The sequence below is a fragment of the Vibrio sp. R-1 genome (assembly GCF_035615595.1).
Taxonomy (GTDB): Bacteria; Pseudomonadota; Gammaproteobacteria; order Enterobacterales; family Vibrionaceae; genus Vibrio; species Vibrio cholerae.
Map to the genome: position 1 here is coordinate 1 of NZ_WPDC01000050.1, position 25,300 is coordinate 25,300.

23 protein-coding genes are annotated in these 25,300 nt (G+C 48.5%); 16 read left to right on the forward strand and 7 right to left on the reverse strand.

Annotated features, from left to right (window positions below):
- Positions 1-53: 53 nt before the first annotated feature.
- Positions 54-527: an FKBP-type peptidyl-prolyl cis-trans isomerase gene (locus tag GOU96_RS11485; RefSeq protein WP_000034756.1), complete on the reverse strand. Its 474-nt coding sequence runs from the start codon at positions 525-527 to the stop codon at positions 54-56.
- A 221-nt stretch (positions 528-748) separates the two neighbouring features.
- On the opposite strand from GOU96_RS11485, the gene GOU96_RS11490 reads away from it, so the two are divergent.
- Positions 749-1,363 carry an OmpA family protein gene (locus GOU96_RS11490; protein ID WP_000675194.1) on the forward strand — a complete coding sequence of 205 codons (615 nt, stop codon included), beginning with the start codon at positions 749-751 and terminating at the stop codon, positions 1,361-1,363.
- A gap of 233 nt (positions 1,364-1,596) precedes the next feature.
- Complete coding sequence (locus tag GOU96_RS11495; protein WP_033930473.1) at positions 1,597-3,159, forward strand: methyl-accepting chemotaxis protein; 1,563 nt, start codon at positions 1,597-1,599, stop codon at positions 3,157-3,159.
- 107 nt (positions 3,160-3,266) lie between these two features.
- On the opposite strand, the gene glpD is transcribed toward GOU96_RS11495, so the two are convergent.
- Complete coding sequence (gene glpD / locus GOU96_RS11500) at positions 3,267-4,805, reverse strand: glycerol-3-phosphate dehydrogenase (protein ID WP_267783146.1); 1,539 nt, start codon at positions 4,803-4,805, stop codon at positions 3,267-3,269.
- Positions 4,806-5,202: 397 nt separating this feature from the next.
- Between glpD and GOU96_RS11505 the strand changes: the two genes are divergently transcribed.
- Positions 5,203-6,123 (forward strand): aminoimidazole riboside kinase, encoded by a 921-nt coding sequence (locus tag GOU96_RS11505; protein ID WP_324701966.1) that lies wholly within the window; start codon positions 5,203-5,205, stop codon positions 6,121-6,123.
- A 114-nt stretch (positions 6,124-6,237) separates the two neighbouring features.
- Here the strand turns inward: GOU96_RS11505 and GOU96_RS11510 are convergent, their stop codons facing one another.
- Positions 6,238-7,884 carry a glycoside hydrolase family 32 protein gene (locus GOU96_RS11510; protein ID WP_267782736.1) on the reverse strand — a complete coding sequence of 549 codons (1,647 nt, stop codon included), beginning with the start codon at positions 7,882-7,884 and terminating at the stop codon, positions 6,238-6,240.
- 75 nt (positions 7,885-7,959) lie between these two features.
- Positions 7,960-8,952, reverse strand: coding sequence for a LacI family DNA-binding transcriptional regulator (locus GOU96_RS11515; RefSeq protein WP_000157568.1), 993 nt, complete (start codon positions 8,950-8,952; stop codon positions 7,960-7,962).
- 300 nt (positions 8,953-9,252) lie between these two features.
- Here GOU96_RS11515 and GOU96_RS11520 point away from each other — a divergent pair, with 300 nt between their 5' ends.
- On the forward strand, positions 9,253-10,692 hold the full coding sequence (locus GOU96_RS11520) for a sucrose-specific PTS transporter subunit IIBC (RefSeq protein WP_267782738.1): 1,440 nt from the start codon (positions 9,253-9,255) through the stop codon (positions 10,690-10,692).
- A 167-nt stretch (positions 10,693-10,859) separates the two neighbouring features.
- Here the strand turns inward: GOU96_RS11520 and GOU96_RS11525 are convergent, their stop codons facing one another.
- On the reverse strand, positions 10,860-11,297 hold the full coding sequence (locus GOU96_RS11525; RefSeq protein ID WP_000005280.1) for a DUF3069 domain-containing protein: 438 nt from the start codon (positions 11,295-11,297) through the stop codon (positions 10,860-10,862).
- Between the two features lie 270 nt (positions 11,298-11,567).
- On the opposite strand from GOU96_RS11525, the gene GOU96_RS11530 reads away from it, so the two are divergent.
- The 7 genes from GOU96_RS11530 to GOU96_RS11560 all read left to right on the forward strand — a co-directional run bounded on the left by GOU96_RS11530 (position 11,568) and on the right by GOU96_RS11560 (position 17,354).
- Complete coding sequence (locus GOU96_RS11530; protein WP_267782741.1) at positions 11,568-12,149, forward strand: DedA family protein; 582 nt, start codon at positions 11,568-11,570, stop codon at positions 12,147-12,149.
- Positions 12,146-13,282 carry a D-alanine--D-alanine ligase gene (locus GOU96_RS11535; RefSeq protein WP_148517264.1) on the forward strand — a complete coding sequence of 379 codons (1,137 nt, stop codon included), beginning with the start codon at positions 12,146-12,148 and terminating at the stop codon, positions 13,280-13,282. The genes GOU96_RS11530 and GOU96_RS11535 overlap by 4 nt, the downstream gene beginning before the upstream one ends.
- Positions 13,283-13,370: 88 nt before the next feature.
- Entirely contained in the window at positions 13,371-13,913 is a 543-nt protein-coding gene (locus GOU96_RS11540) for a hypothetical protein (RefSeq protein WP_000881794.1), read from the forward strand.
- Positions 13,913-14,659, forward strand: coding sequence for an NRDE family protein (locus tag GOU96_RS11545; protein ID WP_174499804.1), 747 nt, complete (start codon positions 13,913-13,915; stop codon positions 14,657-14,659). The genes GOU96_RS11540 and GOU96_RS11545 overlap by 1 nt, the downstream gene beginning before the upstream one ends.
- A 10-nt stretch (positions 14,660-14,669) precedes the next feature.
- Positions 14,670-15,116 carry a YHS domain-containing (seleno)protein gene (locus GOU96_RS11550; RefSeq protein ID WP_134987545.1) on the forward strand — a complete coding sequence of 149 codons (447 nt, stop codon included), beginning with the start codon at positions 14,670-14,672 and terminating at the stop codon, positions 15,114-15,116.
- Complete coding sequence (locus GOU96_RS11555) at positions 15,116-16,858, forward strand: lysophospholipid acyltransferase family protein (RefSeq protein ID WP_267782754.1); 1,743 nt, start codon at positions 15,116-15,118, stop codon at positions 16,856-16,858. Before GOU96_RS11550 ends, GOU96_RS11555 begins: the two co-directional genes overlap by 1 nt.
- 115 nt (positions 16,859-16,973) lie before the next feature.
- A complete protein-coding gene (locus tag GOU96_RS11560) occupies positions 16,974-17,354 on the forward strand; it encodes a VOC family protein (protein ID WP_000933880.1) in 381 nt (126 codons plus the stop codon).
- A 93-nt stretch (positions 17,355-17,447) separates the two neighbouring features.
- Here GOU96_RS11560 and GOU96_RS11565 read toward each other — a convergent pair whose 3' ends face one another.
- Both GOU96_RS11565 and GOU96_RS11570 read right to left on the reverse strand, forming a co-directional pair.
- Entirely contained in the window at positions 17,448-19,151 is a 1,704-nt protein-coding gene (locus tag GOU96_RS11565) for an FAD-dependent oxidoreductase (protein WP_000161807.1), read from the reverse strand.
- 65 nt (positions 19,152-19,216) lie between these two features.
- Positions 19,217-19,402 carry a YgaP family membrane protein gene (locus tag GOU96_RS11570; protein ID WP_000151363.1) on the reverse strand — a complete coding sequence of 62 codons (186 nt, stop codon included), beginning with the start codon at positions 19,400-19,402 and terminating at the stop codon, positions 19,217-19,219.
- A 154-nt stretch (positions 19,403-19,556) separates the two neighbouring features.
- Between GOU96_RS11570 and GOU96_RS11575 the strand changes: the two genes are divergently transcribed.
- The 5 genes from GOU96_RS11575 to GOU96_RS11595 all read left to right on the forward strand — a co-directional run bounded on the left by GOU96_RS11575 (position 19,557) and on the right by GOU96_RS11595 (position 25,053).
- Positions 19,557-19,874 carry an ArsR/SmtB family transcription factor gene (locus tag GOU96_RS11575; protein ID WP_001114934.1) on the forward strand — a complete coding sequence of 106 codons (318 nt, stop codon included), beginning with the start codon at positions 19,557-19,559 and terminating at the stop codon, positions 19,872-19,874.
- Positions 19,875-19,890: 16 nt separating this feature from the next.
- Positions 19,891-20,310: a YeeE/YedE family protein gene (locus tag GOU96_RS11580; protein WP_001907952.1), complete on the forward strand. Its 420-nt coding sequence runs from the start codon at positions 19,891-19,893 to the stop codon at positions 20,308-20,310.
- A 10-nt stretch (positions 20,311-20,320) separates the two neighbouring features.
- On the forward strand, positions 20,321-20,779 hold the full coding sequence (locus tag GOU96_RS11585; protein WP_267782748.1) for a YeeE/YedE family protein: 459 nt from the start codon (positions 20,321-20,323) through the stop codon (positions 20,777-20,779).
- Between the two features lie 109 nt (positions 20,780-20,888).
- Positions 20,889-21,893, forward strand: coding sequence for an efflux RND transporter periplasmic adaptor subunit (locus tag GOU96_RS11590; protein WP_000646062.1), 1,005 nt, complete (start codon positions 20,889-20,891; stop codon positions 21,891-21,893).
- Position 21,894: 1 nt separating this feature from the next.
- Positions 21,895-25,053 carry an efflux RND transporter permease subunit gene (locus GOU96_RS11595; RefSeq protein WP_267782752.1) on the forward strand — a complete coding sequence of 1,053 codons (3,159 nt, stop codon included), beginning with the start codon at positions 21,895-21,897 and terminating at the stop codon, positions 25,051-25,053.
- Positions 25,054-25,300: the final 247 nt, after the last annotated feature.

Sequence of the window (25,300 nt, forward strand, 5' to 3'; positions counted from 1 at the left end):
GCTTATATTAAAACCGCCTTCTAAGAAGGCGGATTTTTATTCAACGTGAGAACTTACTCAATCGCCAGTAGCTCGACGTCAAAGATCAGTACAGCAGAAGGTGGGATTGGGCCTGCACCATTTTTGCCATAACCCAAGTTGCTTGGGATATAAAAGCGAGTTTTTTCACCGACTACCATGAGTTGCACGCCCTCTTGCCAACCTTTGATAACTTGATTCAAACCAAAACTGATGGGTTCACCACGTTCAACCGAGCTATCAAACACCGTACCATCAAGTAACTCACCATGGTAATGCACTTTCACGCGGCTTTTGGGCCCCGGATGTTCAGTCCCCGTTCCCGCCTGCAGTACTTCGTATTGCAAACCACTATCGGTAGTGATGACGTTTTCGCGTTGTCCATTCTCAGCTAAAAACTGCTGCCCAGCAGAAAAATTGGCATCTGCCGACTTATGATTAGTCCAAGTACGGTAAATCATGAAACCTGCGAGCAAGAAAACAACTAAAGGGATAATAATTTTCGACATAAAATGTTTGACGTCCTTTAACAGCGATGACTTTCCCCGTTTAACAGTTAGCAGAGACGCGAGTCGCCAGCTTTACTTATGAGGGAATGATGAATGGCGAACATTCTAACCACGGATTATGTGATGGCAAGCAACCCATTTGTAAATTGTTGTTGATGACAGATAAAGTTTTTAGAAACATGCCGATAAACTATAAGAAGTTCAATAACTGAGTGTTTGAGATGAAATTCTGGGTGTTGTGCGTGACGTTTTTGCTAACAGGATGTGGTTCGCTGGTGACTGACCGCATGTTTAACGACAATCTGCTCGATGTTGCCCCGAAAGGCGATTTCGATGTGCGTTATCCAGAATGGGGTTACGCACCGCAAAAGAACACCAGTGTGATGCCCAATGCAATGACCCAGCCGCGTTCGGCCAGTTACGAAGATTTACGTCAGTATTTATCGAGTAACGGCATTCAGCATGAAGTGGTGCCGGGTGACTACCCGATGATTAAGTTGAACAATACCGTTCGGTTTGAAACAGGTTCAGCGAAAGTCTCTATGGCTTCCAAACAATGGTTAGACACGGTCGCTCGATTTCTCGCTACCGAGTCAGGGATTGATATTGTACTCGAAGGGCATACGGATAATACCGGTTCAGAGAAACTGAACGACAAGTTAGCCGAGCGACGGGCCAATGCTGTTAAAGCGGCTTTAGTACAGAGTCGAGTGGCACAAAATGCCATTTACACTCGTGGATTTGGTGAGAATGTTCCTGCGTGCACCAACAGTACTAAGAATGGCCGAGCATGTAACCGCCGAGTAGAGATCCGTTTTATCCTCGCGTCTAATTAAGGTTATCATTCAGTGTCTCTTTTTTGAGACTGTTCGCAGAGCAAATCGAAATATCGAAAGAGTGGAATTTCATAGCATGAGGTTCCGCTCTTTATTCTTTTCTAAGTATTAACCCTAGTGTTTTTGATGTAATTCACGTTTGTGTTGCCCACGAGTCTCCAGAGTTTGAGTTTTAAATAACAAGTGTGTATACATTTGCGCTCATAAAAATAACCTTAGAACAACAAGCCGAAATGTCAGCCTATACTCCCTCTGCTCAACAAGAAGTCCTTGTCGGCGACCATGACCAATTGGTATCAACGACGGATTTAAAAGGTGTCATCACCTACTGTAATGATACATTTTGTCGTATTGCTGGGTTCCAAGCCGATGAGCTGCTAGGAAAAAATCACAATATCGTTCGCCATGCTTCGATGCCGAAAGCGGCGTTTGCCGATATGTGGCACCACCTTAAGCAAGGGCATGCTTGGCGCGGAATCGTGAAGAATCGCACTAAATCCGGCGGGTTTTACTGGGTTGACGCCTATGTAACGCCGATTTATCAACAAGGCCAACTTACAGGTTATCAATCGGTTCGGGTAAAAGCTGAGCGAAAGTGGGTAGAGATTGCCACCAAAGCCTACCAAGCCTTATTAGCGGCTGAAAAGGCCGGTAAAAAAATCCAATTTAAGCTGCATACTTCGCTGCGTTACGCCTTGTTGCTCGGTGCATTGATGTCACCAGCATTGGCACATGGGTTTCAAGCTCCTGAACAGTGGCAATGGTTAGCCAGTCTTTTACCAGCGGGAGTATTAGGCTTGTTGTTTCGGCAAGAGCTAGTGCGTACCCCGCAACAGCTCAAACAGTGGCAAAACGAGTATGACAGTATCAGCCGTTTGATCTATTCGGGCGCTGATGCTTTTTCTGTTGCCGACTACCATCTAAAAATGGCTTCCGCTCGGATCCGTACCATTCTCGGTAGAATGATGGACTCGGCGCGTCCATTGGGTGAACTGGCCAATCAGCTGCATTTGACGACGCAAGAAGTGCATCAAGCGTTGGCGGCACAAAACAGCAACATCCAAGCCGTAACGCAAGCCACCGATGCTGTCGAGAGCGCCGCTGAGCGGGTTTCGAGCCATACTCACTCGGCTCATCAATTGATTGATCAAGTGCAAAATCATTGTGCCGAGACCAAACACAGCATCAATGTCACCCATCAGAATTTACAGCGACTGGCTACGCAAGCTGAGAGTGCTGCCTTGACGACACTAAAACTGAGCGATCAAGCGCAGCAGGTCGGGCAATTAATGACTGAAATTGGCGGGATTGCTGAGCAAACCAATTTACTGGCGCTGAATGCTGCGATTGAAGCCGCTAGAGCGGGTGAACAAGGTCGAGGGTTCGCCGTTGTGGCGGATGAAGTGCGCGCATTATCGGCTCGTACCCAGCGTGCCACACAGCAGATCCAAACCAGCATTGATACTATGTTGTCCACTATTGAAGCGTGGCGAGGGGATATCACTGCAAGTCGTGATCAAACCGAGCAGTGCGCTCAAGATGCGAATACCACGCTGCAGCAGTTGCAGGATGTAGAATGCGTAATGAGTGACATGCTGCGAGTTATCGGTGAGGTGGCGAGTGCTGCGCAACATCAACGTGAGCTCACCTGCGAGGTTAACCAACATATCCACTCTATTGCAAGTGTGGCAACGCAAAATTCCGCGGCCACCCATACCGTAGAACAGTTAGCGATGGCGATGAGCGGTAAAGTTGCAGAATTTGGAGCGCTTTCAAAGCAGTTTGCACAAAAATAGGCGCGAGGAAGGGCATAGCCGATTCTGAGCCCAAAAGAAAAAGAGAAAGAGAAAAAGACAAATGGCCACGTTATGTGGCCATTTCAGTTTCAGCGAGTGCTTGGATTTTACACGGTCGCTTTTAGCGGCTGCTCAGCGTGAAATTTCTGCTGTAAATAGGACTCCACTTCCTCAACCACACTTGTATCGTGATTTAAGCCGAGTTTGCTTCTGCGCCAGAAAATATCTTGTGCATGGCGGGCAAACTCTTTCTCACACAGATAATCGATCTCTTTTTGGTAGAGCTCACCGCTAAACGCGATGCCGAGATCTTCAATGCCTGTCACACCTGCCAAAAGTTGCGTGGTGCGGCTGCCATAGCTGCGCAACCAACGCTCAATCACTGACTCAGTAATAAAAGGAAAGGCCACCACCAGCTGGTTTTTTAAGGCTGCATAGTCAAAGTTTTCACCACCTGGCAGAGGAGCATCCGCTGTCCAAGGGGCTTTCATTTTCGGGAAGAAAGGAGCGAGATGTTTCATCGCCGCTTCGCCTAGTTTGCGATACGTCGTGAGTTTGCCACCAAAAATGGACAGCAGCGGCGCTTCATCAGCTTGTTGATCCAGAGACAGTGTATAGTCACGAGTAATGGCCTGTGGCGAGTTCGATTCGTCATCACACAATGGGCGTACACCACTGAATTCAGCAATGATGTCTGAACGCGCGATTTCGCGCATAAAATGTTTGTTCACAATCGAAATTAAATAATCACGCTCAGCATCGGTAATCGCCACTTTTCTTGGGTCGCCTTTGTATTCGACATCGGTTGTGCCAATCATCGAGTAGGCATCAAGATAAGGGATGACGAAGACAATGCGCTTATCTTCATTTTGCAGAATATACGCCTGCGGCTCATCGTGAATGCGCGGCACGATAATGTGTGAACCTTGGATTAAACGAATGCCGTAAGGGGAGGTGACGTGAGCATTCTCGTTTAAAAACTGCTTTACCCAAGGGCCTGCGGCATTCACAAGTGCATGACTACGGCGCTCAAAGCGTTGTTGAGTCTGCTCATCCAGTAGAGTCACATGCCACAAATCGCCGATACGCTCAGCTTTTTCGACGGTGCAGTAGTTCAACACTTCTGCACCTTGTTCTTGAGCTTGCATGGCGTTGAGGATAACTAAACGAGCATCATCAACCCAGCAATCGGAATACTCAAAACCAATCTGCATTTCAGGTTTAGTCACGCTGCCCGCTTTTAAGTTGACTTTGTGACTTGCAGGAAGGGAAGTGCGTTTGCCCAAATTATCATAAAGAAACAGACCAGCGCGGATCATCCATGCTGGGCGTAAGAAAGGACGATGTGGCAAACGAAAACGCATCGGCGTTACGATGTGCGGTGCTTTTTTCAAAAGCACTTCGCGTTCCGCCAGTGCTTCACTGACTAAGCGAAATTCATAATGTTCTAAATAGCGCAAACCACCGTGTACCAGTTTTGAGCTGGCAGAAGAGGTTGCACTGGCAAAATCTTTGGCATCGTATAAGCCAACTTTTAATCCCCGCCCTGTGGCATCTGCGGCAATGCCAGCGCCATTAATGCCACCGCCAACAATAATCAAATCGAGCACTTCATCTTGGGTAAAACGTGTTGAGCGAGCATTCATTTTCTATCTCCGCGCTTAATTGTTTTCGTTTTTGTTCTTTAATGTTCGTATGAAAGCATTAAAACATAGGAATGCGCAATATTTCTACTATGAATTTTGATCTTGATCATAAATGAATGAGGGAAATGGGTGTAATGAGCGCTCGAATATTCCATTTTTACTGGAGCCGCATGTGTGTGGCTGCTGCACCAATCCGTTTGGGGATGGGATGAAACGTGATGATTTCTCGAATAGGTAACGTTCCCGAAAAAGTAAAGAGAAACTTACTATAGAGATCACAATCTTTATTTAAGCTCACAGAAATGAGCAATTCCTGACCTGAACTCGAATATGGCAGTTTTCCCACTTGAACGCTTTGGTTAGACTCAGCTCAAACCACATTTTGAGGAGTGATTCTATGTCAAGAGTATGGCTGACAGGCGATGCGGTGGTCGATCTGATCCCAGATGGGCAACAGCATTATTTAAAGTGTCCGGGTGGTGCACCCGCTAATGTTGCCGTCGCGATCGCCCGTTTATCCGGTCGCAGTGCTTTTTTTGGTCGAGTCGGGAACGATCCCTTTGGCCGATTTATGCAACAGACATTCACTGACGAGCAAGTGGATTGCCAGCACTTGTATTTCGACCCCGTACATCGAACTTCCACTGTGGTCGTTGACCTTGATGAGCATGGAGAGCGCAGTTTTACCTTTATGGTGAAACCGAGCGCAGATCAATTCCTGCAACTCAGTGATATTCCCTCTTTTCAAAAAGGGGAGTGGTTGCATGTCTGTTCGATTGCTTTGGCCAATGAACCGAGCCGCAGCTCGACCTTTGCCGCAATTGCGCAAATGAAAGAGGTGGGCGGATATGTCAGCTTTGATCCTAATTTGCGTGAAGAAGTATGGTCAGAGCCGCAAGAGTTACAGGCCACTGTCATGTGTGCCGTTCGTTTGGCGGATGTGGTGAAGTTTTCGGAGGAGGAATTACAGTTTCTAACCGGGACTCAGTCGATTGAAGAAGGATTACAGGCGATAGCTGATTTCCAGATCCCTCTTGTCGTGGTGACATTAGGCGCGAAAGGGGCGCTGGTGGTCACGCCAAACTCGCGGCAAATTGTGTCGGGCAAGGCAGTCAAACCGATTGATACAACGGGCGCGGGAGATGCGTTTGTTGGCGGCTTGCTCTATCGATTATCCGTGGCGCAAGATTGGCATAACCAAGCCACGATTTTAGATGCCGTCAAATGGGCTAATGGCTGTGGTGCTTTAGCGACCACACAGAAAGGAGCCATGACCGCACTTCCGAATCAAGCGGCGCTGTATGCCTTTTTAGAATGAAATATGGCCAGAGTGAAGATTGACTCTGGCCATATTTACTCTGGGGGATATATCTCTATGAGATATATCCCCTTGCAACTTGAAGCGGCATATCTGCCACGCTAAGTTGTTTATTCAAGGCTGCACATTCACTTCTCGGTTAAATGGCGCAGATGCGGGAGCCATGTAGTACAGCTTTGCGTCTACGCTCGCGCCATGCAATGAAATACCGCTAGCATCCTGTGGGGTAAAGATGCGGCTGGTCATCACATGTTCGCCTTGATTGATGAAAATCTCTAATGAGGATTGATCAGCCAAGATGCGCAGCTCAACCGTTGGGCTATCGAGCTTCAGCTCCCGAATGGTGTCCCCTTGGCGAATTTGAGTCGCAGAGCGATCGAGGCGTAATAGTTGATTTTCTGCATCTAACGTTAGCGTGACGCGATACTGCGCATTTTGCATCAAGCGTAGCTCACATCCCCAAGGCAGAGTCACTTGCAGATCAAAGCTTTTAGCCTCTAGCTCAGTGACGGTGTCACTCAAAAGCAAGGTGTGCGGTTCACTTCGCAGTGTGTCGAGTTCACGCAATGGGTGCTGATAAATCTTGCCTTCACGCCACTCTAGTTCACGGAGTGCGGTCAGTTGATGAATCCAGCCTTGGTCACAGCTAGGGTGCTGCGTTTCATCGGGTAGACCCATCCAGCCACACAATACTCGCCGTCCATCGGCAGTTTGCGCGGTTTGCGGTGCATAAAAATCAAAGCCTTCATCCAGTGGCCAACCCTGCAGTAACGCTATTTCGCCTTGTGCATTCTGGGTCGCTCGAAAGATCCGATTTTGATGTTCAATAGTGTGATGAGGATTCGCCGATGCGATGCCTTGTGGCCCGAACACAAAAAACGCTTCACCTTGCAGTTCAAACCAGTCAGGACACTCCCACATATACCCGTAATCGCCGAGTTCATCGCCATAGAGCTTATCGAAATGCCAATGGAGTAAGTCATCTGAGTGGTAGACCGCCAGTCGCCCTTGATGAGCGAGCGTTTGCGCGCCAAGTAACATGTGCCACTTTCCTTGGGTGTAAATCACTTTAGGATCGCGGATATGTTCGGTCACGCCTTCAGGTAAACACCGAATCACAGGCCCTAACTTTTCAAACTCACCATTGGCGTTCATGCGCGCGGCGCACTGCATGGTTTGGCGTTGGCGCTCTACGCCTAAACGCGTATTACCAGTATAGAAAAGCCATAAATCTTGTTGATGGCTGACCGCATGACCTGAGAATACCCCGTGGCTATCAAACCAATCCGAAGGTGTCAGGGCGACCGACTGCCACTGCCAATCGACTAAATCGAGGCTCTTAAGATGCACCCAGTATTTATCTTTGTGTTCGCAAGCGAAAGGATGCCATTGATAAAAGAGGTGGTATTCCCCTTGATGATAAATAAAGCCGTTGGGGTCGTTGAGTAAGCCCTGTGGTGGTGAGATATGCCACTGAGGCCGATAAGGGCAGTCTAAGGCTGTTTGATAAGGGAGCGTTGCCCGCTTTTGGCGCTCGGCAATCGCTTTACCTATCGCGGCGAGTTGCTGATCGGACACTTCAGCAGTGCGTTGGACAGAGAGTTGCCACTCTCCAAGTACCGATTGCAAACTCACATCATCAGGAAGGTGAGGGGCATGCAGGGGATGTTTCAGTGCCAAAACCACTTGCCCCTGTGGAGCTAAAATGCGCGTGACATTGTTTATTCCACCCGCGAGTTCGAGCAGCGTATCTAATAACATGGACTTACCTAACCACTAAATTCGGGAACGTTCTCAATTTAGCGCCGCAAAATCGGTAAAGCAAGTGTTTCATGGTTAGACTGGGCAAGTCTCACGTTGAATGTTTTGGAAGGTCAGTACCACTTTACTCATCTCTTGTCCGCGTCCGGCGATGCGTTCTAATAGCATTTTCGCGGCATTTTCTCCTGCCTTATCAAAGGCATAGTTAAAAGTGGAGAGTGGGGGATTGCTGACATAAGCCAACTCATCATTACCGACACCGAGCAGTTTGACTTGCTGTCCAACGTGAACCCCAAGCTCTTGCAAGGCTTTAATGGCGCCAACCGCTAGCCTGTCGGTGGCACAGAAAAGGCCATCGAGCTGTGGATAGTCAAGGTAGGCTTGTTTTGCCATTTGGTAGCCCGATTCTATTGAAAAATTACCGCGCGCATGAAACAGCAACGTTTGTTGATGGAACCCCAGAGCTTGCTGCAAGCCTTGTGAACGCAGCACATCAACCGCAATGTCATCACTTTGTACCCCAATGAAACCGATCTGTTTGCAGCCTGCTTTGACTAAGCGTTGTCCTGCTTCGAAGCCGACACGGTGATCGTCATGCACAATACTGGGAATGTTATACAAAGAGCCATCTTGGCCAACCAAAACCACAGGTACCGCCGAGTGCTGAATCGCATGAATCAGCGGCTGATCAAGGTGAGTGGCATAAAACACAATACCTTCTACACGCTTTTGATTAAATATCTGAATATATTCAATTTCCTTTGCATGGACTTGATGAGTATTGGCCAGTAAAACATGTTTACCTGCTTGCTCAAAAATAGCGGTAAGTCCATCCACGCCTTGCGCTGTTGCGTGAGAGGAGACGCGCGGCACAATTACGCCAATTAAGTTGGTTTTTTGTGATTTGAGGTCTTTAGCGACTTGATTGACCATATAGCCACACTGCTCAACCGCCTTTAACACTTTGATTTTTGTAGACTCTTTCACGCCATATTCATCATTAATGACGCGTGAGACGGTGGACTTAGAGACACCCGCTAAGCGGGCGACATCATGCAAACTGGCCATAACGTATCCTGTAGGCTCAAAAACTGGGATGGATTGCAGAAATCAGTACAGCAATCAAACGAATGATCGGATTTTAACCCCGTTCTAAGGTTTATCCTCACGAAATTTGGCGATCCTATTCACATTTTCACTGTGTTGATTTTGACCATCACTTCGAAACAGACAAGAATCAGCTTTGCAAACGTTCCCAAAATTAATATCGAAACCAAAGAATCATTCAATTACACAACAACATCCCAACGACTTGGATCAGCAGGTAATACAATTCAAGTTGAAAGGGGATTACTACCGGGGTGAGTTATGGACTATCCAGTCATAGCAAAACAACTTCTTGAGAGCTTGGGTGGCAAAAGTAATATCCAAGCACTCGCGCACTGCGCGACTCGTTTACGTTTAGTGCTTAACGATGAAACGCAAATTAATGAGAGCGCCATTGAATCACTGCAAGGTGTCAAAGGACAATTTAAGGTCGCCGGGCAGTATCAAATCATTTTCGGCTCAGGCATTGTCAACCAAGTCTATGCTGAGATGGCGACATTGACCGGTTTGGTTGAGATGTCAACCAATGATGTCGCTTCCGTGGGTGCCGAAAAGCAGAATTGGGTACAGCGCGCAGTAAAGGGATTGTCCGATATTTTTGTCCCTATCATCCCCGCGATTGTGGCCGGTGGTTTATTGATGGGACTGTTCAACGTATTGACTGCACCGGGACTGTTTATTGAAGGCCAATCTTTGATTGATGCCAATCCGGGATTGGCTGATCTCGCGAGCATGATCAACACCTTCGCGAATGCCCCTTTTGTTTATTTGCCTGTATTGTTGGCTTTTTCTGCCTCGCGCAAGTTTGGCGGCAACCCCTTTTTGGGCGCTGCGCTGGGTATGCTGATGGTGCATCCCGATCTCTTGAACGGCTGGGGTTTTGGCAGTGCATCCGTATCTGGCACCGTTCCAACTTGGAATATTCTCGGTTTTGAAATCGAAAAAGTCGGTTATCAAGGCTCGGTATTGCCCGTGCTGGTTTCCGCTTACATTCTGGCCAAAATTGAAAATGGCTTACGCAAAATCGTACCTTCTGTACTGGATAACTTGCTTACCCCCATGCTGGCGATTTTTATCACGGGTTTTCTGACCTTTACTTTGGTCGGACCGTTAACGCGTGATGTCGGTTTCATGTTGGGAGATGCACTGAACTGGCTGTACGACTCGGCAGGATTTGTTGGTGGTGCACTGTTTGGCTTTATCTATGCTCCTTTTGTGATCACCGGAATGCACCATAGCTTTATTGCGATAGAAACTCAGCTACTTGCTGATATCGTGACCACGGGCGGCACCTTTATTTTCCCTATCGCTGCGATGTCTAACATTGCGCAGGGCGCCGCGGCTTTAGCTGTGGGTGTGATGACGAAAGAGACCAAACTCAAAGGGGTCGCGATTCCTTCGGGTGTGACCGCACTGCTGGGGATCACTGAACCTGCCATGTTTGGCGTGAATTTGAAATTGCGTTATCCGTTTATTGCTGCCATCTGTGGTGCGGCTTTAGCCAGTGCTTTCATCACCTTATTCAATGTAAAAGCCCAAGCGCTAGGCGCGGCTGGTTTGCCAGGGATCATTTCGATTAATCCACAGCAAATTGGTTACTACATCATGGGTATGGCGATCTCATTTGTGGCCGCCTTTGCGTTGACTGTCCTGCTTGCGATGCGTGAAAAAACCAAACAAGCGGCTCAGGTAACAGCGTAACTGCCTCCCCCTATATTGGCTACGCAGCCCACTCTTTGAGTGGGCTTTTTTGATAGTTCAATACCAAGGTGAATCTCTGGAAGATAGAAAAACAAAAGGAGCGCTTTGGCGCTCCTTAGTTATCTTTTTGCCTTTCAAACACGAATGTGCATGAGGGCTAGGTTTACTTACTTAGCAAATACGTCTTTGAAATCACGCTTCAGAATTGGGTCGCGACGGGCTTTTTTGATCTGCTTAACCATGTCTTTCACACAGTTGTGTAGCACTTGATCAAGCAATTGAGCGCGGTACGCGTCTTTGTCTTCTTCGCTCATGTCTTTAGGAAGGTTCAGAGTTGGGAACTCTTCCATCACATTCAGGCCAGCAAAGGCTTGGCTTACTGAAATTAGCGCGTGGAACTGTTCAAAGTTATCCAGAATGTTTTGCGCGCTCGCTGGCAGTGAATCCCATGCTTCACGAACCACTTCTTCAGAAACTTCATGGATTGAAGTCACCATATGGAACATCGCTTCAGGCACCTGATCAAACTCTAGAACCTGACGCAGTTCAGGAGAGATGGATTCGAGATCCACTTTTGGTGTTTCGGTTTGGTTTGTCTCAGACATGGAAAATTCTCATTAGAGTAAAAAACGCCATGCTAAAAACTTATCCCAAAATGTCAATACAACAGCGATAAATTGCCGTTTAGAGCACGTTTAACGTTGCTTTTGTCACCAATGCCTTCTTTTATTCTGTCACTTAGCATGGCGGGAGAGCTTAAGGATCTCCATTTTCTTTTCAGAATCTTTTCTTGTGGCGTTGAGTGCCTGAAATTTTAAATCCACCGATTCGGTCTAGAGTAATAAGTACAGTGAATGATTGGTTTGGATTGATTTATGGAAGCCGCTTTTAGCGAATGGCTCACCTTGCATAGCAGCTCACCCTTTTGGGTGTTTCTTGGCATCGTTGTGCTTTCTTATTTATTAGAAGATGTCGCGATCGTTACGGCGGCGGGGCTCGCCAGTCAACAGCTCACGCCTATGCCTTTCGCTTTGCTGGCGATATTTATCGGCATCGCCACTGGAGATATTGCGCTTTATTACCTTGGGCGATACAGCCGTTATTTTCGGGCAGTGCGTTATCGATTATTGACCAATCCTTATTTTCGACAGGTTCGTCGCCGCTTATTAGCCAGACCTTTCATTAACCTGTTTACGATTCGTTTTATTCCGGGGCTTCGCACGGTCGGCTATACGTTAAGTGGCTATGTCGATTTACCGCTACGGTTATTTACGGCTGCGGTATTGATGGCAACCGCTTTGTGGACGGCGATCGTGTTTTTCGCCATCTATCAATTAGGCAGTCAGGCTTGGTTTCAGGCCAGTGAATACCGCTGGTGGTGGCTGTGCCTATTGGTTGTGTTGTTACTCGTTTTTAATCGCGTCTTCAGTGCCAAAATGATTAAGGAAATCGCATGACGGTTTTTTCTCCCGTGGCATGTATTGCCGAGCATAAAGTGAATGCGGGTATGCCTCTTTTAGTTGAGGCCGCCAACGAACGGGCGATTTCGCCTTTTGAATTTCTGCCTAGCTGGTTTTGTTACGCGCCTGTGGTAGTGCAAAGTTTGCTGCTGGGGCTTTATTACCGTGATTTACGTCTGCCTTTGGTGGCGAATCCCACCATTTATTTAAGCGGTATGGTCGGTGAGTCCAAGCACGATATTTTGAGCCTAGCTGGCGACCAAGCGCGGCGCTGGATCTCGCCGTTTATCACTTGCACGGTGAACGATCTGCCGCTCACCGAACAGGTAAAGACCATTGAACAACGTTTACATGACGCAGATTTGCGCTTTCCTTTAGTGGCTAAGCCCGATCTCGGTTGCCGTGGTGTGGGGGTAAAACTCATCCAATCTCAGGAACAACTGAGTGAGTATCTCCGCCGTTTTCCTGTCCAAGCGCGTTTTCTTTTGCAGCAAAAAGCGCCATATAGCGCTGAAGCGGGGATTTTCTACGTGCGTTTTCCCGGTGACGCACAGGGGCAAATCATCTCAATGACCTTGAAATACGCTCCGAGTGTGATGGGGGATGGTGTGCGTACACTTCGTGAATTGATCCACGCTTGCCCGCGAGCTGGACAACTGGCGCACCTCTATTTACCACGCCACCCTGACAAGCTCGACTGGGTAGTTCCGGACAAACAAGAGTTCCAATTAGCGTTTGCGGGCAGTCATAGCCGAGGTTCGATTTTTCGCAATGGCAATCGCTATATCACGCCTGCTTTAGTCGAAAAACTGGATGCGATATTTGACGATTTCCCCGGTTTTCACTATGGGCGACTCGATGTGAAATTTAGCCATATTGATGCGCTCATGCGTGGTGACGCGTTCACCATTCTTGAGGTCAATGGCGCGAGCAGCGAAGCGACGCATATATGGGATCGCGAAACGCGGCTCGGTGAAATCTTCACTACGTTACTTAAGCAATATCGGATTTTGTACGCGATTGGCGCTGAGCAGAAAAAGCGAGGCCACAAACCGCCAAGTTTGCACGCTTTATTACGCGCTTGGCGGCAGGAAAAACAATTGATCCAGCACTATCCAGAGACAGATTAGCGGAACGCATGAGCGCCGAATGCTCTGGAATAACCATAACCAGATATTACAAAGACCGGATATTGAATAAGACATTGAAGGGGATTTTATGCTTGCTGTGACAACCTTAGCGCAACCATACCGATACTCAGCCGCCATTCATGGCTGTTTGGAGACACTAGAACAAGGGCGCGATTTTTTAAACACGATTGGAGACGATCACTATACCTACGTGGCGAAACCGCATGTGAGCAGCAGTATTGGCCAGCATTTTCGCCATTGGTTAGACATTTTCCATGCGCTGTGCTCTGCGCCAAACACCGTCGATTACAACCAGCGTCGACGTGGGCATCCGGTTGAGTTATCCCGCCAAGTAGCACTCAAGGAGATTGAATCGCTCATCGCATGGTTAGAGTCTGATTTACTACAGTCACCTCAAATGGCTATTGATGTGGTGATGGAAGTGTCTTTATCGCAAACCGAAAGCTGCACCTTTCATTCAACCTTAGAGCGTGAATTGGCCTTCGCTGCGCTGCATGCGAATCACCATTTTGCGATGGCAAAAGTGGTGACCAGTTTACTGAATGTGCAAACACCGAGTGATTTTGGTTTAGCGCCTGCGACTGCCACTTTTTTACGAGGCAATGCCTAATGTGCTCCGTCACTTGGTCTTTGAGTGACACCGGTTATCAGGTGTTTTTCAATCGCGATGAGCAGAAGAGTCGAGCTTTAGCGCTGCCTCCAGCCATCTATGATCGACAAGGAGTTTCAGTCATGATGCCGCTCGATCCGCAAGGTCAGGGCAGTTGGATTAGCCTTAATGAGTTCGGCTTATCGCTGTGTCTGCTCAATAACTATCAAGGCCGAGTGCCAGATGGGACGCTGATCAGCCGCGGATTGTTGCTCAAATCCCTTGCGGGAGCCTCTTCGATTGAACAAATCACGCTTGCGTTTGAAAAACTGGCGTTGTCTCGTTTTGCTCCCTTCACTCTGCTGGCTTTTGACCCTCTGCTCATCCAGCAACGCGGTGAAGTGATGGCTTATGCATGGGATGGTGAACAATTTTGCTCAGGCGTGACTTCATCACCCCTTTTTTCATCCGGTGTTGCACTTGCAGAAGTGCAGCGCTATCGCACACAGGTCTATCAGCACCTCACTGCCGATGGGGTGACACCGGAAAAGTTGTTGGCGTTTCACTGCCATCAACATCCACAGTGGTCGCATCTTTCGGTGGCGATGCAGCGAGACGATGCCCATACCGTGAGTTTTACTCACATCAAGGTCAGTGATGGACAACTGGGAATGAGTTATTTCTCTGGTCGCCCAACGCAACTGACAGAGCAGATATTGCATCAGCCGCAATATCCATTTCCTCAAATAATATCTTTGGTTTCTTAAGGAGTTCGTAATGAAATATTGGTTTGGTTTAATCCTGTTCTTTTTCAGTACATTCACCATGGCGCAAGATCCGATTTACACTGGCACGTTCAGCAATAAAGCGCTGGATGGGTATGACACGGTCGCTTATTTCACCGAAGGCAAACCCGTTAAAGGGGCTGCGCAGTTTAAAACTGAGTACCAAGGTGCCGAGTGGTTGTTTGCCTCTCAACAAAACCTCGACGCGTTTTTAGCTGACCCTGAAAAATACGCGCCGCAATATGGTGGCTACTGTGCATGGGCGGTATCTGAGAAGAAGGATTTCGCGCCTGGTGATCCGCAATACTGGGCCATCGAAGACGGTAAGCTTTATCTGAACTACAACAATAAGATTAAAGGATTGTGGGATAAAGATCGGACGCATCATATCGCTCAGGGCGACCAAAATTGGCCTGCGCTGATTGGGACAAGCGAATGATGCAAACCCAGCCATTTCGGCTGCCGCGCTTCACCCCATTTGGGGTGATAGAAAAGGGGGTAGAGTTAGCGACAGGGCTTAGTCAGCTAGAGCGCTATTACCAACAAAGGCCAAACACGCGTGATGGTTTTGAGTTTATGCGTTACACCCTTGAAGCGCTCAATGTGCATTACCAAGTGGATAGAGGCCGTGTTGAACAGATCCCCACAAAAGGGCCGGTAGTGATCGTAGCTAACCATCCGCTTGGTGCCATCGAAGGGGTGATTTTGGCCGATTTGGTTGGGCAAGTACGCAAAGATGTCAAAGTGCTTGCCAATCAACTGCTTAAACGCTTACCTGAAATTGAACCACTGTTCATTGGTGTGGATGTGTTTAATGGCGCGCAGGCGAGTAAAACCAATGCCAGAGGTATTCGAGAAGCACACCGACATTTAGCGGAAGGTGGCGTACTGATCGTATTTCCCGCCGGTGAAGTTTCGACACCGCAAAAAGAAACCGGACAGTTGAGTGATATCGACTGGAGTCAATCCGTTGCAAAATTCATTCAACGTAGCCAAGCGACATGCGTGCCGATTTACATTCATGGTCGTAACAGCGCGTGGTTTTATCGCGCTGGAAAAATTCATCCGCTCTTGCGCACCGCCATGTTGGGTCGAGAGCTTTTGAATAAAAGCGCGAGCACCATTTCCCTTTGCATTGGTCAGCCGATTCCTTATGCGGAATTAAAAGAGTTCACCAAAGATGAAGATGTGGTCAATTACTTGCGGCTCAATACCTATTTGATGAGCCCGCATGGCCAAGCTGAACCGGCAAAAGTCTCTTTTACGATTCCGGTGATTGATCCTGTACCTAAAGCAGCTCTCCTCGCAGAGCTTGCTCAATTAGATAAGCAAGCCAAGTTATTGGAGCAGGGCGAATTCACCGTATACTGCGTACCTTCAACCCACATTCCCTGCATAATGCAAGAAATTGGTCGTGTGCGTGAAATCAGTTTCCGCGCGGTGGGGGAAGGCAGCGGACAGGCTTGCGATGTGGATGCGTATGATCACCATTATTCGCAACTGTTCGTTTGGAATCGAGAGCAGAGCGAGCTGGTTGGCGCGTATCGCATGGGCTTAGTCGATAAAATCGTCGCAGAAAGAGGGCTGCAAGGCCTCTATTCCCGTAGCTTGTTTCACTACGATCACGCTTTCTTGGCGACCTTAGAGAATGCGATTGAGCTTGGGCGCTCGGTGGTGGCTGAGCAGTATCAACGTAATCTCAACTCATTGCTTTTACTCTGGAAAGGCATTGCGCGCTTCGTAGAGCTAAACCCACATTACACCCATTTGTTTGGCCCGGTCAGTATCAGCAATGATTACAGCCCGGCGGCTCGACAATTGATGGCGGCGACGTTATCGATCCATCACTATGATCAAAATAAAGCCGCATTGGTTAACCCGTCGACACCATTACGGGTTGGGGCGGAAGTGTTCTGGCAAAAAAGCTTATTATCGGCACTTGCCAGTGTCTATTTACTCTCAAAAGTGGTTGCACGTATGGAGCAGGGCAATGGGCTGCCAGTGTTGCTGCGCCAGTATCTCGGTATGAATGGCAAGTTAGTTTGTTTTAATGTTGACCCAGCCTTCAACGATGCGTTGGATGGTTTAATTGTGGTGAATTTGAAGCAAGTGCCACTGAAAACGTTGGCTAAATACATGGGTAAAGAGGCTGCGCAGCATTACCTTTGCTCAGTGACGTAGCAAAGATAAGACAGCAAAATCCACAGAGTTTGACTATGGTGATTGAGAATAGATTCGGTCTCGTGGATTCTCTGTTTTTCTGCGGGATAGGGACAATCAAAATAAAGGTGACATCATGCTCAATAATCCCGTAGGTTGGTTTGAAATTTATGTGAATGATATGGAACGTGCAAAAACGTTTTATGAGACGGTTTTGAAGGTTTCTTTGGAAGAAATGCCTAATCCAACGTCGATGCCGATTAAAATGCTCACGTTTCCTTCCAATATGGAAAAGTACGGGGCATCCGGCGCGTTGGTCAAAATGGAAGGCATTTGCGCTGGTGGCGGCGGTACACTGATTTATTTCTCGAGCGACGACTGTGCCGTGGAACAAGAGCGAATTGTTGCAGCAGGTGGTCAAATCCATACGCCGAAAATGTCGATCGGCGAGTATGGCTTCATTACTTTAGCGGTCGATACCGAAGGTAATCTGTTTGGTTTGCATTCGATGCAGTAAATGCAGCAAGCCGCACCATCAAAATAGAAAAGAGATGGCATGTGCCATCTCTTTTGACTTTCTGTGTTCCGATTCTGTCAGGGAACCCTAACTTTAAGCCTTAGCAAACTTGTAAGTACGGTAACCCCCAATCAGGTTGCGTGCTTTAAAGCCGTTATTGACCAGTTGACGGTACGCTACGTTACCGCGTAACCCAACTTGGCAATAAATCACAATCTCTTTGTCTTTTGGCAGCTCGTTCATGCGCTGGCGCAACTGGTCAACAGGAATATTGATTGCGCCGGGCAAATAACCCATGTTTTGTAACTCCATCGGGTTACGCACATCGAGCAGCACTTGCTCATCGGTGAGGTTATCAATCTCATCAAAATGGATCGCTTTCGCATCACCTTTCATCAGGTTAGTGGCGACAAAGGCGGCTTGGTTAATCACATCTTTCGCGCTACCAAACGGTGGAGCGTAGGTCAGTTCAAGGTGCTGTAACTGCTCAACCGTCATACCTGCACGCTGCGCAACAGCCATCACGTCGATGCGTTTATCGATGCCATCTTTACCTACGGCTTGTGCGCCGAAGATTTTGCCTGTCTGCGGATCAAACAACATCTTGAACGACACCACTTCCGCCCCCGGATAGTAGCTCGCATGGCTTGCGGTGTGCACATACACTTTTTCGTAAGCAATGCCTTCACGCTTAAGTTGCTTTTCATTTTTACCGGTCGAAGCGACCGCTAAATCAAAAATCTTACAAATCGCAGTACCTTGTGTGCCTTGGTAGCTTTCGTTGCGGCCAAGCATGTTATCTGCGGCCATACGGCCTTGACGGTTGGCAGGTCCTGCCAGTGGCACCAGCGTTTGTTTGCCTGTGACAAAGTCTTTCTCTTCAACCGCATCACCAACCGCGTAAATCGCCGGATCGCTGGTTTGCATCTGCTCGTTAACCCAAATACCACCGAGTTCTCCGAGCTGCAAACCGGCTTCCGCAGCCAGTTTAGTTTCTGGGCGTACACCAATCGCCATGATCAGAATGTCGGTAGTTAGCGTGTCACCATTGCTGAGCACCAAATCCAATTCGCCTTCCACGTGTTTATGCTCAAGGGATTCCCCCGATTCCGTACTCGGTAAGGTGGCGGCGGGTCTGTATTCGACCGATTTCAAAGCCGCACCTAATCGTAAATCGATGCCTTTGGCGCGGATTTCAGCGTGAGCAAAGCCCGCCATTTCGCGATCGACCGGTGTCATCACTTGATCGGCCATTTCAATCAACGTGGTTTTGATCCCAAGGTGATGGAAGGCTTCCATCATTTCCAAACCGATAAAACCCCCGCCAACCACGGTAGCATGTTCAGGCTTATTCATTTGTAGCGTCTGGATGATCTTATCCATATCTGGAATATTGCGCAGTGAATGAGTCAGTGGGTTTTGAATCCCAGGAATCGGCGGGATGACTGGACCTGCACCAGGAGAGAGCAGCAGAAAATCATAGTTTTCATCATACTCAGATTGATCGAGCAGATTACGCACAGTGATGGTCTTTGCCGCACGATTAATGCGCAACACTTCATTCATGGTGCGCACATCCACGTTAAAACGCGCTAAAAAGCTTTCCGGTGTTTGCAGCAGCAAATTGCTGCGCTCTTTGATGTCACCACCGATGTGATAAGGCAAGCCGCAGTTGGCAAAGGAAACGTAGGGGCCACGCTCGAACATGATGATTTCAGCGTCTTCGCTGAGCCGACGCGCACGAGCCGCCGCAGAGGCTCCACCTGCAACACCACCAATAATCACTATTTTCGTCATGAGTTACTCCAAGTCAGTTGCTAAAACCCTACACCGTTTCAGGATGGAAAGGGGTAGGGCTGTCATTAACGTAATCCTAGTTTCTTGAGAAAGAATGCGGCAGGACAAAAGCCCGTGAATGCGCTTTGGATCAGGTTTACACCCACAAATACTGTTAACCACAGAAAGTTGGGGTGGACAAACCAAGTGAGAATGACTGAGAGCAGAACCATGCTGCCAGCTAATACTCTTACACCGTTTTCAATCGTCATGTTGCTAACCTCCGTTGTTGTTTGTTCAGAACTATACGCCTGAGAATTAGCTTTGTCTAATGTAAATTCAACTAAATTCAAAATAACTAAATAAGAATTGACTAATATAATTATTTTTGTATTATCTCGTTAAATTTTAGTTAGAGGATTCGCCATGCCAGAACCCACCACCATCAAGATTGAAATGGATGAAATGAAGAAAAATGCCGAAGAAGTGGCTGAATTACTGCGTGTGATGGCTCATCCAGAACGATTAATGGTGCTGTGCCAATTGACGCAGAGTGAGATGGGCGTCGGGCAGCTTCAACAAGGTTCGACGTTGAGTCAATCGGCCTTTTCACAACACCTTACTGTGCTGCGAAAGCACGGCATTATCCAAGCGCGCAAAGAATCGCAACAGGTGTTTTATCGCTTGGCGGACAGTCGGATCACGGCGTTGATTCAAAGTTTACAGAATGTGTTTTGTCGATAAATAAGTAGAGGAAAGTATGACGTTTTCTATTCCTTGGGATTCGTTAATTGGAGGGATGCTTTTAGGGATTTCAGCGACATTGATGTTGCTTATGAACGGAAAAATCGCCGGCATCAGTGGTATTTTGACGGGCTTGTTAACGCCTAAATCGCGGGATTTTGCATGGCGACTGCTGTTTGTGGTGGGCATGATTTCCGGTGGTGTGATCGGCGTAAAGCTCTTAGGCCATGATGTGCCGACCGATTTTGGTGTGAGCGGTATTGTGCTTGCGACGGCAGGTTTATTGGTGGGCGTGGGGACACGACTGGCCAATGGCTGCACCAGTGGACACGGGATCTGCGGCATTGGTCGCTTCTCTAAGCGCTCCATCGTGGCGACTTGTGTGTTTATGGTGGTTGCTGCTATCACGGTTTTCGTTCGTCTTCATCTGATGTAAGTGAGTGGTTATGAATAAGCTGTTGTTTCGAGCAACTTCGCTCGTCGCTGGCCTGTTATTTGGCTTAGGAATGGTGGTATCTGGTATGGCGGATCCCGTTAAAGTGATCGGCTTTTTGGATGTGGCAGGCACTTGGGACCCCAGTTTGATGTTTGTGATGGGCGGTGCGTTAGCGATATTCATGCCTGCTTATTTCTTCCTCATCAAACTCAAAGCCAAGCCTGTTAACGCAGAAGTGTTTTGTTTGGCCAACAACACCAAGATTGATCGTCGCTTGATCTCAGGCTCAGTAATCTTTGGTTTAGGGTGGGGTTTGGTCGGCATCTGTCCGGGGCCCGTTGTCTCAAGTCTTGCCTTAGGCAATCTCGGTGCATGGGTATTTTTCCCTGCCATGATGGTTGGCTTAGGTGCAACTAATTTATTGATCTGTATTAGAAATCGTAAAGAAAGCCAAACACAAACCGCCTAATGCAACTAGGCTATTAGGCAGTATCTAGGCAATCACTCTCTGACCCGCTTGACGCGTTCGCGATGCCGTGTGGCAACAAGCGGGAAAGTAGAATCTGCGAGGGAAGAGGATGAAAGCGTTAAGTTGGAGTATCGCACTGGTGCTTGCCAGTTCGGCCTATGCTCAAAATCAGGACAGTAACGAACGGTTTACCGTGAAAACAGAATCGATCTCGCAGATAGTCGAATTGGACGGTGTGGTGCAGCCGGTCAATCAAGGCTCGTTAGCCGCGCAAACCTCAGGGCGAGTGGTTGGCTTATACGTCGATGTGAATGATTTCGTAAAAAAAGATCAGGTGCTTTTGGAGATCTCGGCGGTTCAGCAATCTGCCGCATTGGATGCCGCGCAAGCTCAATTGGCGAGTGCCACGGCGCAAAACCGTGAAGCACAAGCCCAGCTCAATCGTTATCGTCAACTGTTCCCCAAAGGCGCGATTTCCAAAGATCAAATGGACAGCGCCGAAGCGCGGGCACGCAGTGCCGATGCCGCAGTGAAATCGGCACAAGCGGCGGTAGAACAAGCCAAAGAATCGCTAGGTTATACCAACATCACCGCACCTTATGATGGCATTGTTACCCAGCGCATGGTGGAACTGGGTGAAACTGTTGCACCGGGCACACCGCTGCTCCGCGGTTTTTCGCTCGATGAACTGCGAGTGGAAACAGAAATTCCGCAGCGTTATCAGCCTTATGTGGCAGATGTCTCTCAATTTACCGTGCGCACTGCGCAAGGTGAGCAGTTGAAACCCGTCGAATTTAGCTTGTTTAGCTACGCCGATCCGCAATCGCACACCTTTAAAACTCGCCTTGAACTGCCGCAAAACAGCGCTGCTCTGGTACCGGGTATGTGGGTAAAAACCGAATTTAACTATGGTCAGCGTGAAGTCTTAGTGGTGCCGAGCAGCGCCGTGTTACGTCGTGCCGAATTGAGCGCGGTGTACCGAGTCAATAACGGCCAACGTGCACTGAATCCTGTACGTTTGGGGCAAGTCTATGGTGACTACGTTGAAGTGCTTTCTGGGCTTGAACTAGGTGATGTGGTCGCTACACAGGCCGTCACAGCAAAAGGTGAATGATATGGAAAGTCGACTCGGTATTTCGGGTCGCATCGCTGCGGCCTTTCAAAATTCAGCCATGACGCCACTGCTTGCCTTAGTCGGTTTGCTGATGGGGTTATTTGCGGTCATGGTGACGCCGAAAGAAGAAGAGCCGCAGATTGATGTGACGTTTGCGGATGTCTATATTCCGTTTCCCGGCGCTTCCCCTCGTGAAGTGGAAAGTTTGGTGACAACGCCCGCAGAGCAAGTGATCTCTGAGATTGAAGGGATTGATAAAATCTACTCATTCTCTCAACCGGATGGCGCGATGATCGTTGCCATTTTCAAAGTGGGTGTGTCACGTAATGATGCGGTGGTGCGCATCTACAACAAACTCTATTCCAATAAAGATTGGATGCCGCAAGGCGTTGGCGTGGGTGAGCCCATTATCAAACCGAAAGGAATTGAAGATGTGCCGATTGTCACCATCACCTTGGCGGATAAAAGTGATCGCTTCGATCAGCAGCAACTGACGCAAGTGGCGCACGGTTTAGAAACCGAGCTCAAGCGCATTCCCGGTACACGCGATATTTATACCATCGGTGGACAGAACACCATTGTCGATGTGCGACTGGATCCCGCCAAAATGAACGGCTTTGGCATCACCTTAGATCAACTCAATCAAAGTCTGCCTGCGGCGAATCAAAGCTCACCGATGCTGCGTTTAACCCATGATAACCAAGAGTTTCCGGTGCAAGTTGGCCAGTTTTTAACTCGGGTGGAAGAGGTCAAACAACTGGTGGTTGGGTTACATAACGGCAAGCCCGTTTATCTGGAAGATATTGCGAGCGTATCCTTTGGGGTTAACACGCCTACTCAAAATGTGTGGACAGGCGATCGTGACGGTATTCATCCTGCGGTCACCATTGCGATTGCTAAAAAAGGCGGGGAAAACGCAGTCGATGTCGCTAGAGCGGTGGAAGCGCGTTTAGTCAGCCTTGAAAATCAGCTGATCCCACAAGGAATTGATGTCGATATTACTCGTGATTACGGGCAAACCGCCGCCGATAAAAGCAACACCTTGATGGGGAAACTCGCTTTCGCCACGACCGCGGTGGTGATTTTGGTGCTGTTGACTATGGGCTGGCGTGAAGCGCTGGTGGTCGGTATGGCTATCATTGTCACCCTGATGATTACTCTATTCGCCTCTTGGGCATGGGGTTTTACACTCAATCGTGTGTCGCTGTTCGCGTTGATTTTCTCCATCGGTATCTTGGTCGATGATGCGATTGTGGTGGTAGAGAACATTCACCGGCATATGGCGATGGGCAAACGCAAATTATCGGAACTCATTCCCCCTGCGGTGGATGAAGTTGGCGGACCAACCATTCTCGCCACTCTTACCGTTATTGCGGCCTTGTTGCCAATGGCGTTTGTGTCGGGTTTGATGGGGCCGTACATGAGCCCAATTCCAATCAACGCATCAATGGGTATGTTGATTTCCCTTGCAGTGGCTTTTGTGCTTTCCCCTTGGCTGGCGGGTAAATTCCTTAAGGCTGGGCATCATCAAGAAGAAGGCAAAGCGGCGAATGGCATTTTCCACAAAATCATGTCGCCGTTTGTTACTGCGCCAAAGCAGGGGCGTAACCGGCTGTTTTTGCTGCTGACCATTTTGGCGCTGATTGCAGGCTCCGTATTGCTTCCAGTGCTCCAAGCCGTGGTGTTGAAAATGCTGCCGTTTGATAACAAGTCGGAATTTCAGATTGTGCTGGATATGCCCGAAGGCAGTTCGCTAGAAAAAACGCAGCGGGTCTTGTTTGAGATGGGCGCGGCACTGAATGACGTTCCTGAAGTGCGGGATTACCAAATCTATGCCGGAACGGCCGCACCGATTAACTTCAACGGTTTAGTGCGCCATTATTTTATGCGTAACCAAGCGCACCAAGGCGATATTCAAGTCAACTTACTCGGGCGTAAAGAGCGCGACAGAGATAGCCACACCATCGCCAGCCAACTTCGCCCGCAACTGAATGAAATAGCGCAGCGCTTTGGCGGCAAAGTGAAAGTGGTGGAAGTGCCGCCGGGGCCACCAGTTTGGTCGCCGATTCTGGCGGAAGTGTATGGTCCAACTCAAGAAATTCGTAACGAAGCAGCACGCCAAGTGCGTGAAATTTTCCGTGAAACGAAAGATATTGTTGATGTGGATATGTACTTGCCGGAAAGGCATGAGAAATGGCAGGTGGTGATTGATCGTAGCAAGGCCGCACATCTGCAGGTGCCTTATGCCTCAATTGTCGATGCGCTGGCGACCGCGGTGGGCGGCAAACCCATCACTTACTTGCACAGTGAACACAGCAAGTACCCGATTCCGATCCAGATTCAAGCCACTGAAACCGCAAAGGTGCGTTTAGAGCAGGTGCTGAATATGAAAGTCGGTAGCCCAAACGGTCACGCTTATCCGCTTTCCGATCTGGTTGAGGTGCGCCAAACCCGCATGGATGATTACATCGTCCACAAAAACTTGGTGCCTATGGTGATGGTGGTCGGCGATATGTCAGGCGAGCTGGATAGCCCACTGTACGGCATGTTTGAGATTGGTTTTGCGCTGGATGAGCAAATGGGATTGGCGCAGTACTACATCCATCAACCCGATGGCCTAAGCGGTGTTGCGGTAGCGTGGGATGGCGAATGGACGGTGACTTACGAAACCTTCCGCGATATGGGTATTGCTTACGCAGTGGGTATGGTGCTGATTTATCTGCTGGTGGTTGCCCAGTTTAAATCTTATCTGGTGCCGCTGATTATTATGGCTCCAATCCCACTGACCATCATTGGCGTGATGCCCGGCCATGCGTTGTTGGGCGCGCAATTTACCGCCACCTCCATGATTGGGATGATCGCGCTGGCGGGGATCATTGTGCGTAACTCCATCTTGTTGGTGGACTTTATTAACCAACAGGTCGAGCAGGGCATGGCCTTCTCTGAAGCCGTGATTCAGTCGGCGGCAGTGCGAGCCAAACCGATCATGCTGACCGCCTTGGCGGCCATGATTGGCGCAGTGTTTATCCTCGATGATCCTATCTTTAATGGTTTGGCGATCAGCCTGATCTTCGGGATTTTCGTCTCCACGGTACTGACCTTGTTGGTGATTCCGGTTCTCTATTACGTGGTGATGCGTAAACGCTTTGCAGCACATTAACCCAGAGTGACGAGACAATTTATGGATAGAGGCTGGCCATTAGGGTCAGCCTCTTTTTTAGGTGCTATTCGCTGTCCCAAACATATAGCAGGCCTATTCAGGTTGGATTATCAAAAAATTTTTGAAAATGATTCAAGCAGCAAGAGGTTTCTTGTTGTGTGTCAGTCAGATATCTTAGCGCCATCTTAAACCTCATCTTTACCCAGACGACTTGCAATGGCAGGTCATAGACCCAAACTACTTGGAG

Excerpts from the sequence above, each read along its gene's own strand:
- GOU96_RS11485 (WP_000034756.1), bottom strand. The coding sequence starts at position 527 with ATGTCGAAAATTATTATCCCTTTAGTTGTTTTCTTGCTCGCAGGTTTC.
- GOU96_RS11490 (WP_000675194.1), top strand. The coding sequence starts at position 749 with ATGAAATTCTGGGTGTTGTGCGTGACGTTTTTGCTAACAGGATGTGGT.
- GOU96_RS11495 (WP_033930473.1), top strand. The coding sequence starts at position 1,597 with ATGTCAGCCTATACTCCCTCTGCTCAACAAGAAGTCCTTGTCGGCGAC.
- glpD (WP_267783146.1), bottom strand. The coding sequence starts at position 4,805 with ATGAATGCTCGCTCAACACGTTTTACCCAAGATGAAGTGCTCGATTTG.
- GOU96_RS11505 (WP_324701966.1), top strand. The coding sequence starts at position 5,203 with ATGTCAAGAGTATGGCTGACAGGCGATGCGGTGGTCGATCTGATCCCA.
- GOU96_RS11510 (WP_267782736.1), bottom strand. The coding sequence starts at position 7,884 with ATGTTATTAGATACGCTGCTCGAACTCGCGGGTGGAATAAACAATGTC.
- GOU96_RS11515 (WP_000157568.1), bottom strand. The coding sequence starts at position 8,952 with ATGGCCAGTTTGCATGATGTCGCCCGCTTAGCGGGTGTCTCTAAGTCC.
- GOU96_RS11520 (WP_267782738.1), top strand. The coding sequence starts at position 9,253 with ATGGACTATCCAGTCATAGCAAAACAACTTCTTGAGAGCTTGGGTGGC.
- GOU96_RS11525 (WP_000005280.1), bottom strand. The coding sequence starts at position 11,297 with ATGTCTGAGACAAACCAAACCGAAACACCAAAAGTGGATCTCGAATCC.
- GOU96_RS11530 (WP_267782741.1), top strand. The coding sequence starts at position 11,568 with ATGGAAGCCGCTTTTAGCGAATGGCTCACCTTGCATAGCAGCTCACCC.
- GOU96_RS11535 (WP_148517264.1), top strand. The coding sequence starts at position 12,146 with ATGACGGTTTTTTCTCCCGTGGCATGTATTGCCGAGCATAAAGTGAAT.
- GOU96_RS11540 (WP_000881794.1), top strand. The coding sequence starts at position 13,371 with ATGCTTGCTGTGACAACCTTAGCGCAACCATACCGATACTCAGCCGCC.
- GOU96_RS11545 (WP_174499804.1), top strand. The coding sequence starts at position 13,913 with ATGTGCTCCGTCACTTGGTCTTTGAGTGACACCGGTTATCAGGTGTTT.
- GOU96_RS11550 (WP_134987545.1), top strand. The coding sequence starts at position 14,670 with ATGAAATATTGGTTTGGTTTAATCCTGTTCTTTTTCAGTACATTCACC.
- GOU96_RS11555 (WP_267782754.1), top strand. The coding sequence starts at position 15,116 with ATGCAAACCCAGCCATTTCGGCTGCCGCGCTTCACCCCATTTGGGGTG.
- GOU96_RS11560 (WP_000933880.1), top strand. The coding sequence starts at position 16,974 with ATGCTCAATAATCCCGTAGGTTGGTTTGAAATTTATGTGAATGATATG.
- GOU96_RS11565 (WP_000161807.1), bottom strand. The coding sequence starts at position 19,151 with ATGACGAAAATAGTGATTATTGGTGGTGTTGCAGGTGGAGCCTCTGCG.
- GOU96_RS11570 (WP_000151363.1), bottom strand. The coding sequence starts at position 19,402 with ATGACGATTGAAAACGGTGTAAGAGTATTAGCTGGCAGCATGGTTCTG.
- GOU96_RS11575 (WP_001114934.1), top strand. The coding sequence starts at position 19,557 with ATGCCAGAACCCACCACCATCAAGATTGAAATGGATGAAATGAAGAAA.
- GOU96_RS11580 (WP_001907952.1), top strand. The coding sequence starts at position 19,891 with ATGACGTTTTCTATTCCTTGGGATTCGTTAATTGGAGGGATGCTTTTA.
- GOU96_RS11585 (WP_267782748.1), top strand. The coding sequence starts at position 20,321 with ATGAATAAGCTGTTGTTTCGAGCAACTTCGCTCGTCGCTGGCCTGTTA.
- GOU96_RS11590 (WP_000646062.1), top strand. The coding sequence starts at position 20,889 with ATGAAAGCGTTAAGTTGGAGTATCGCACTGGTGCTTGCCAGTTCGGCC.
- GOU96_RS11595 (WP_267782752.1), top strand. The coding sequence starts at position 21,895 with ATGGAAAGTCGACTCGGTATTTCGGGTCGCATCGCTGCGGCCTTTCAA.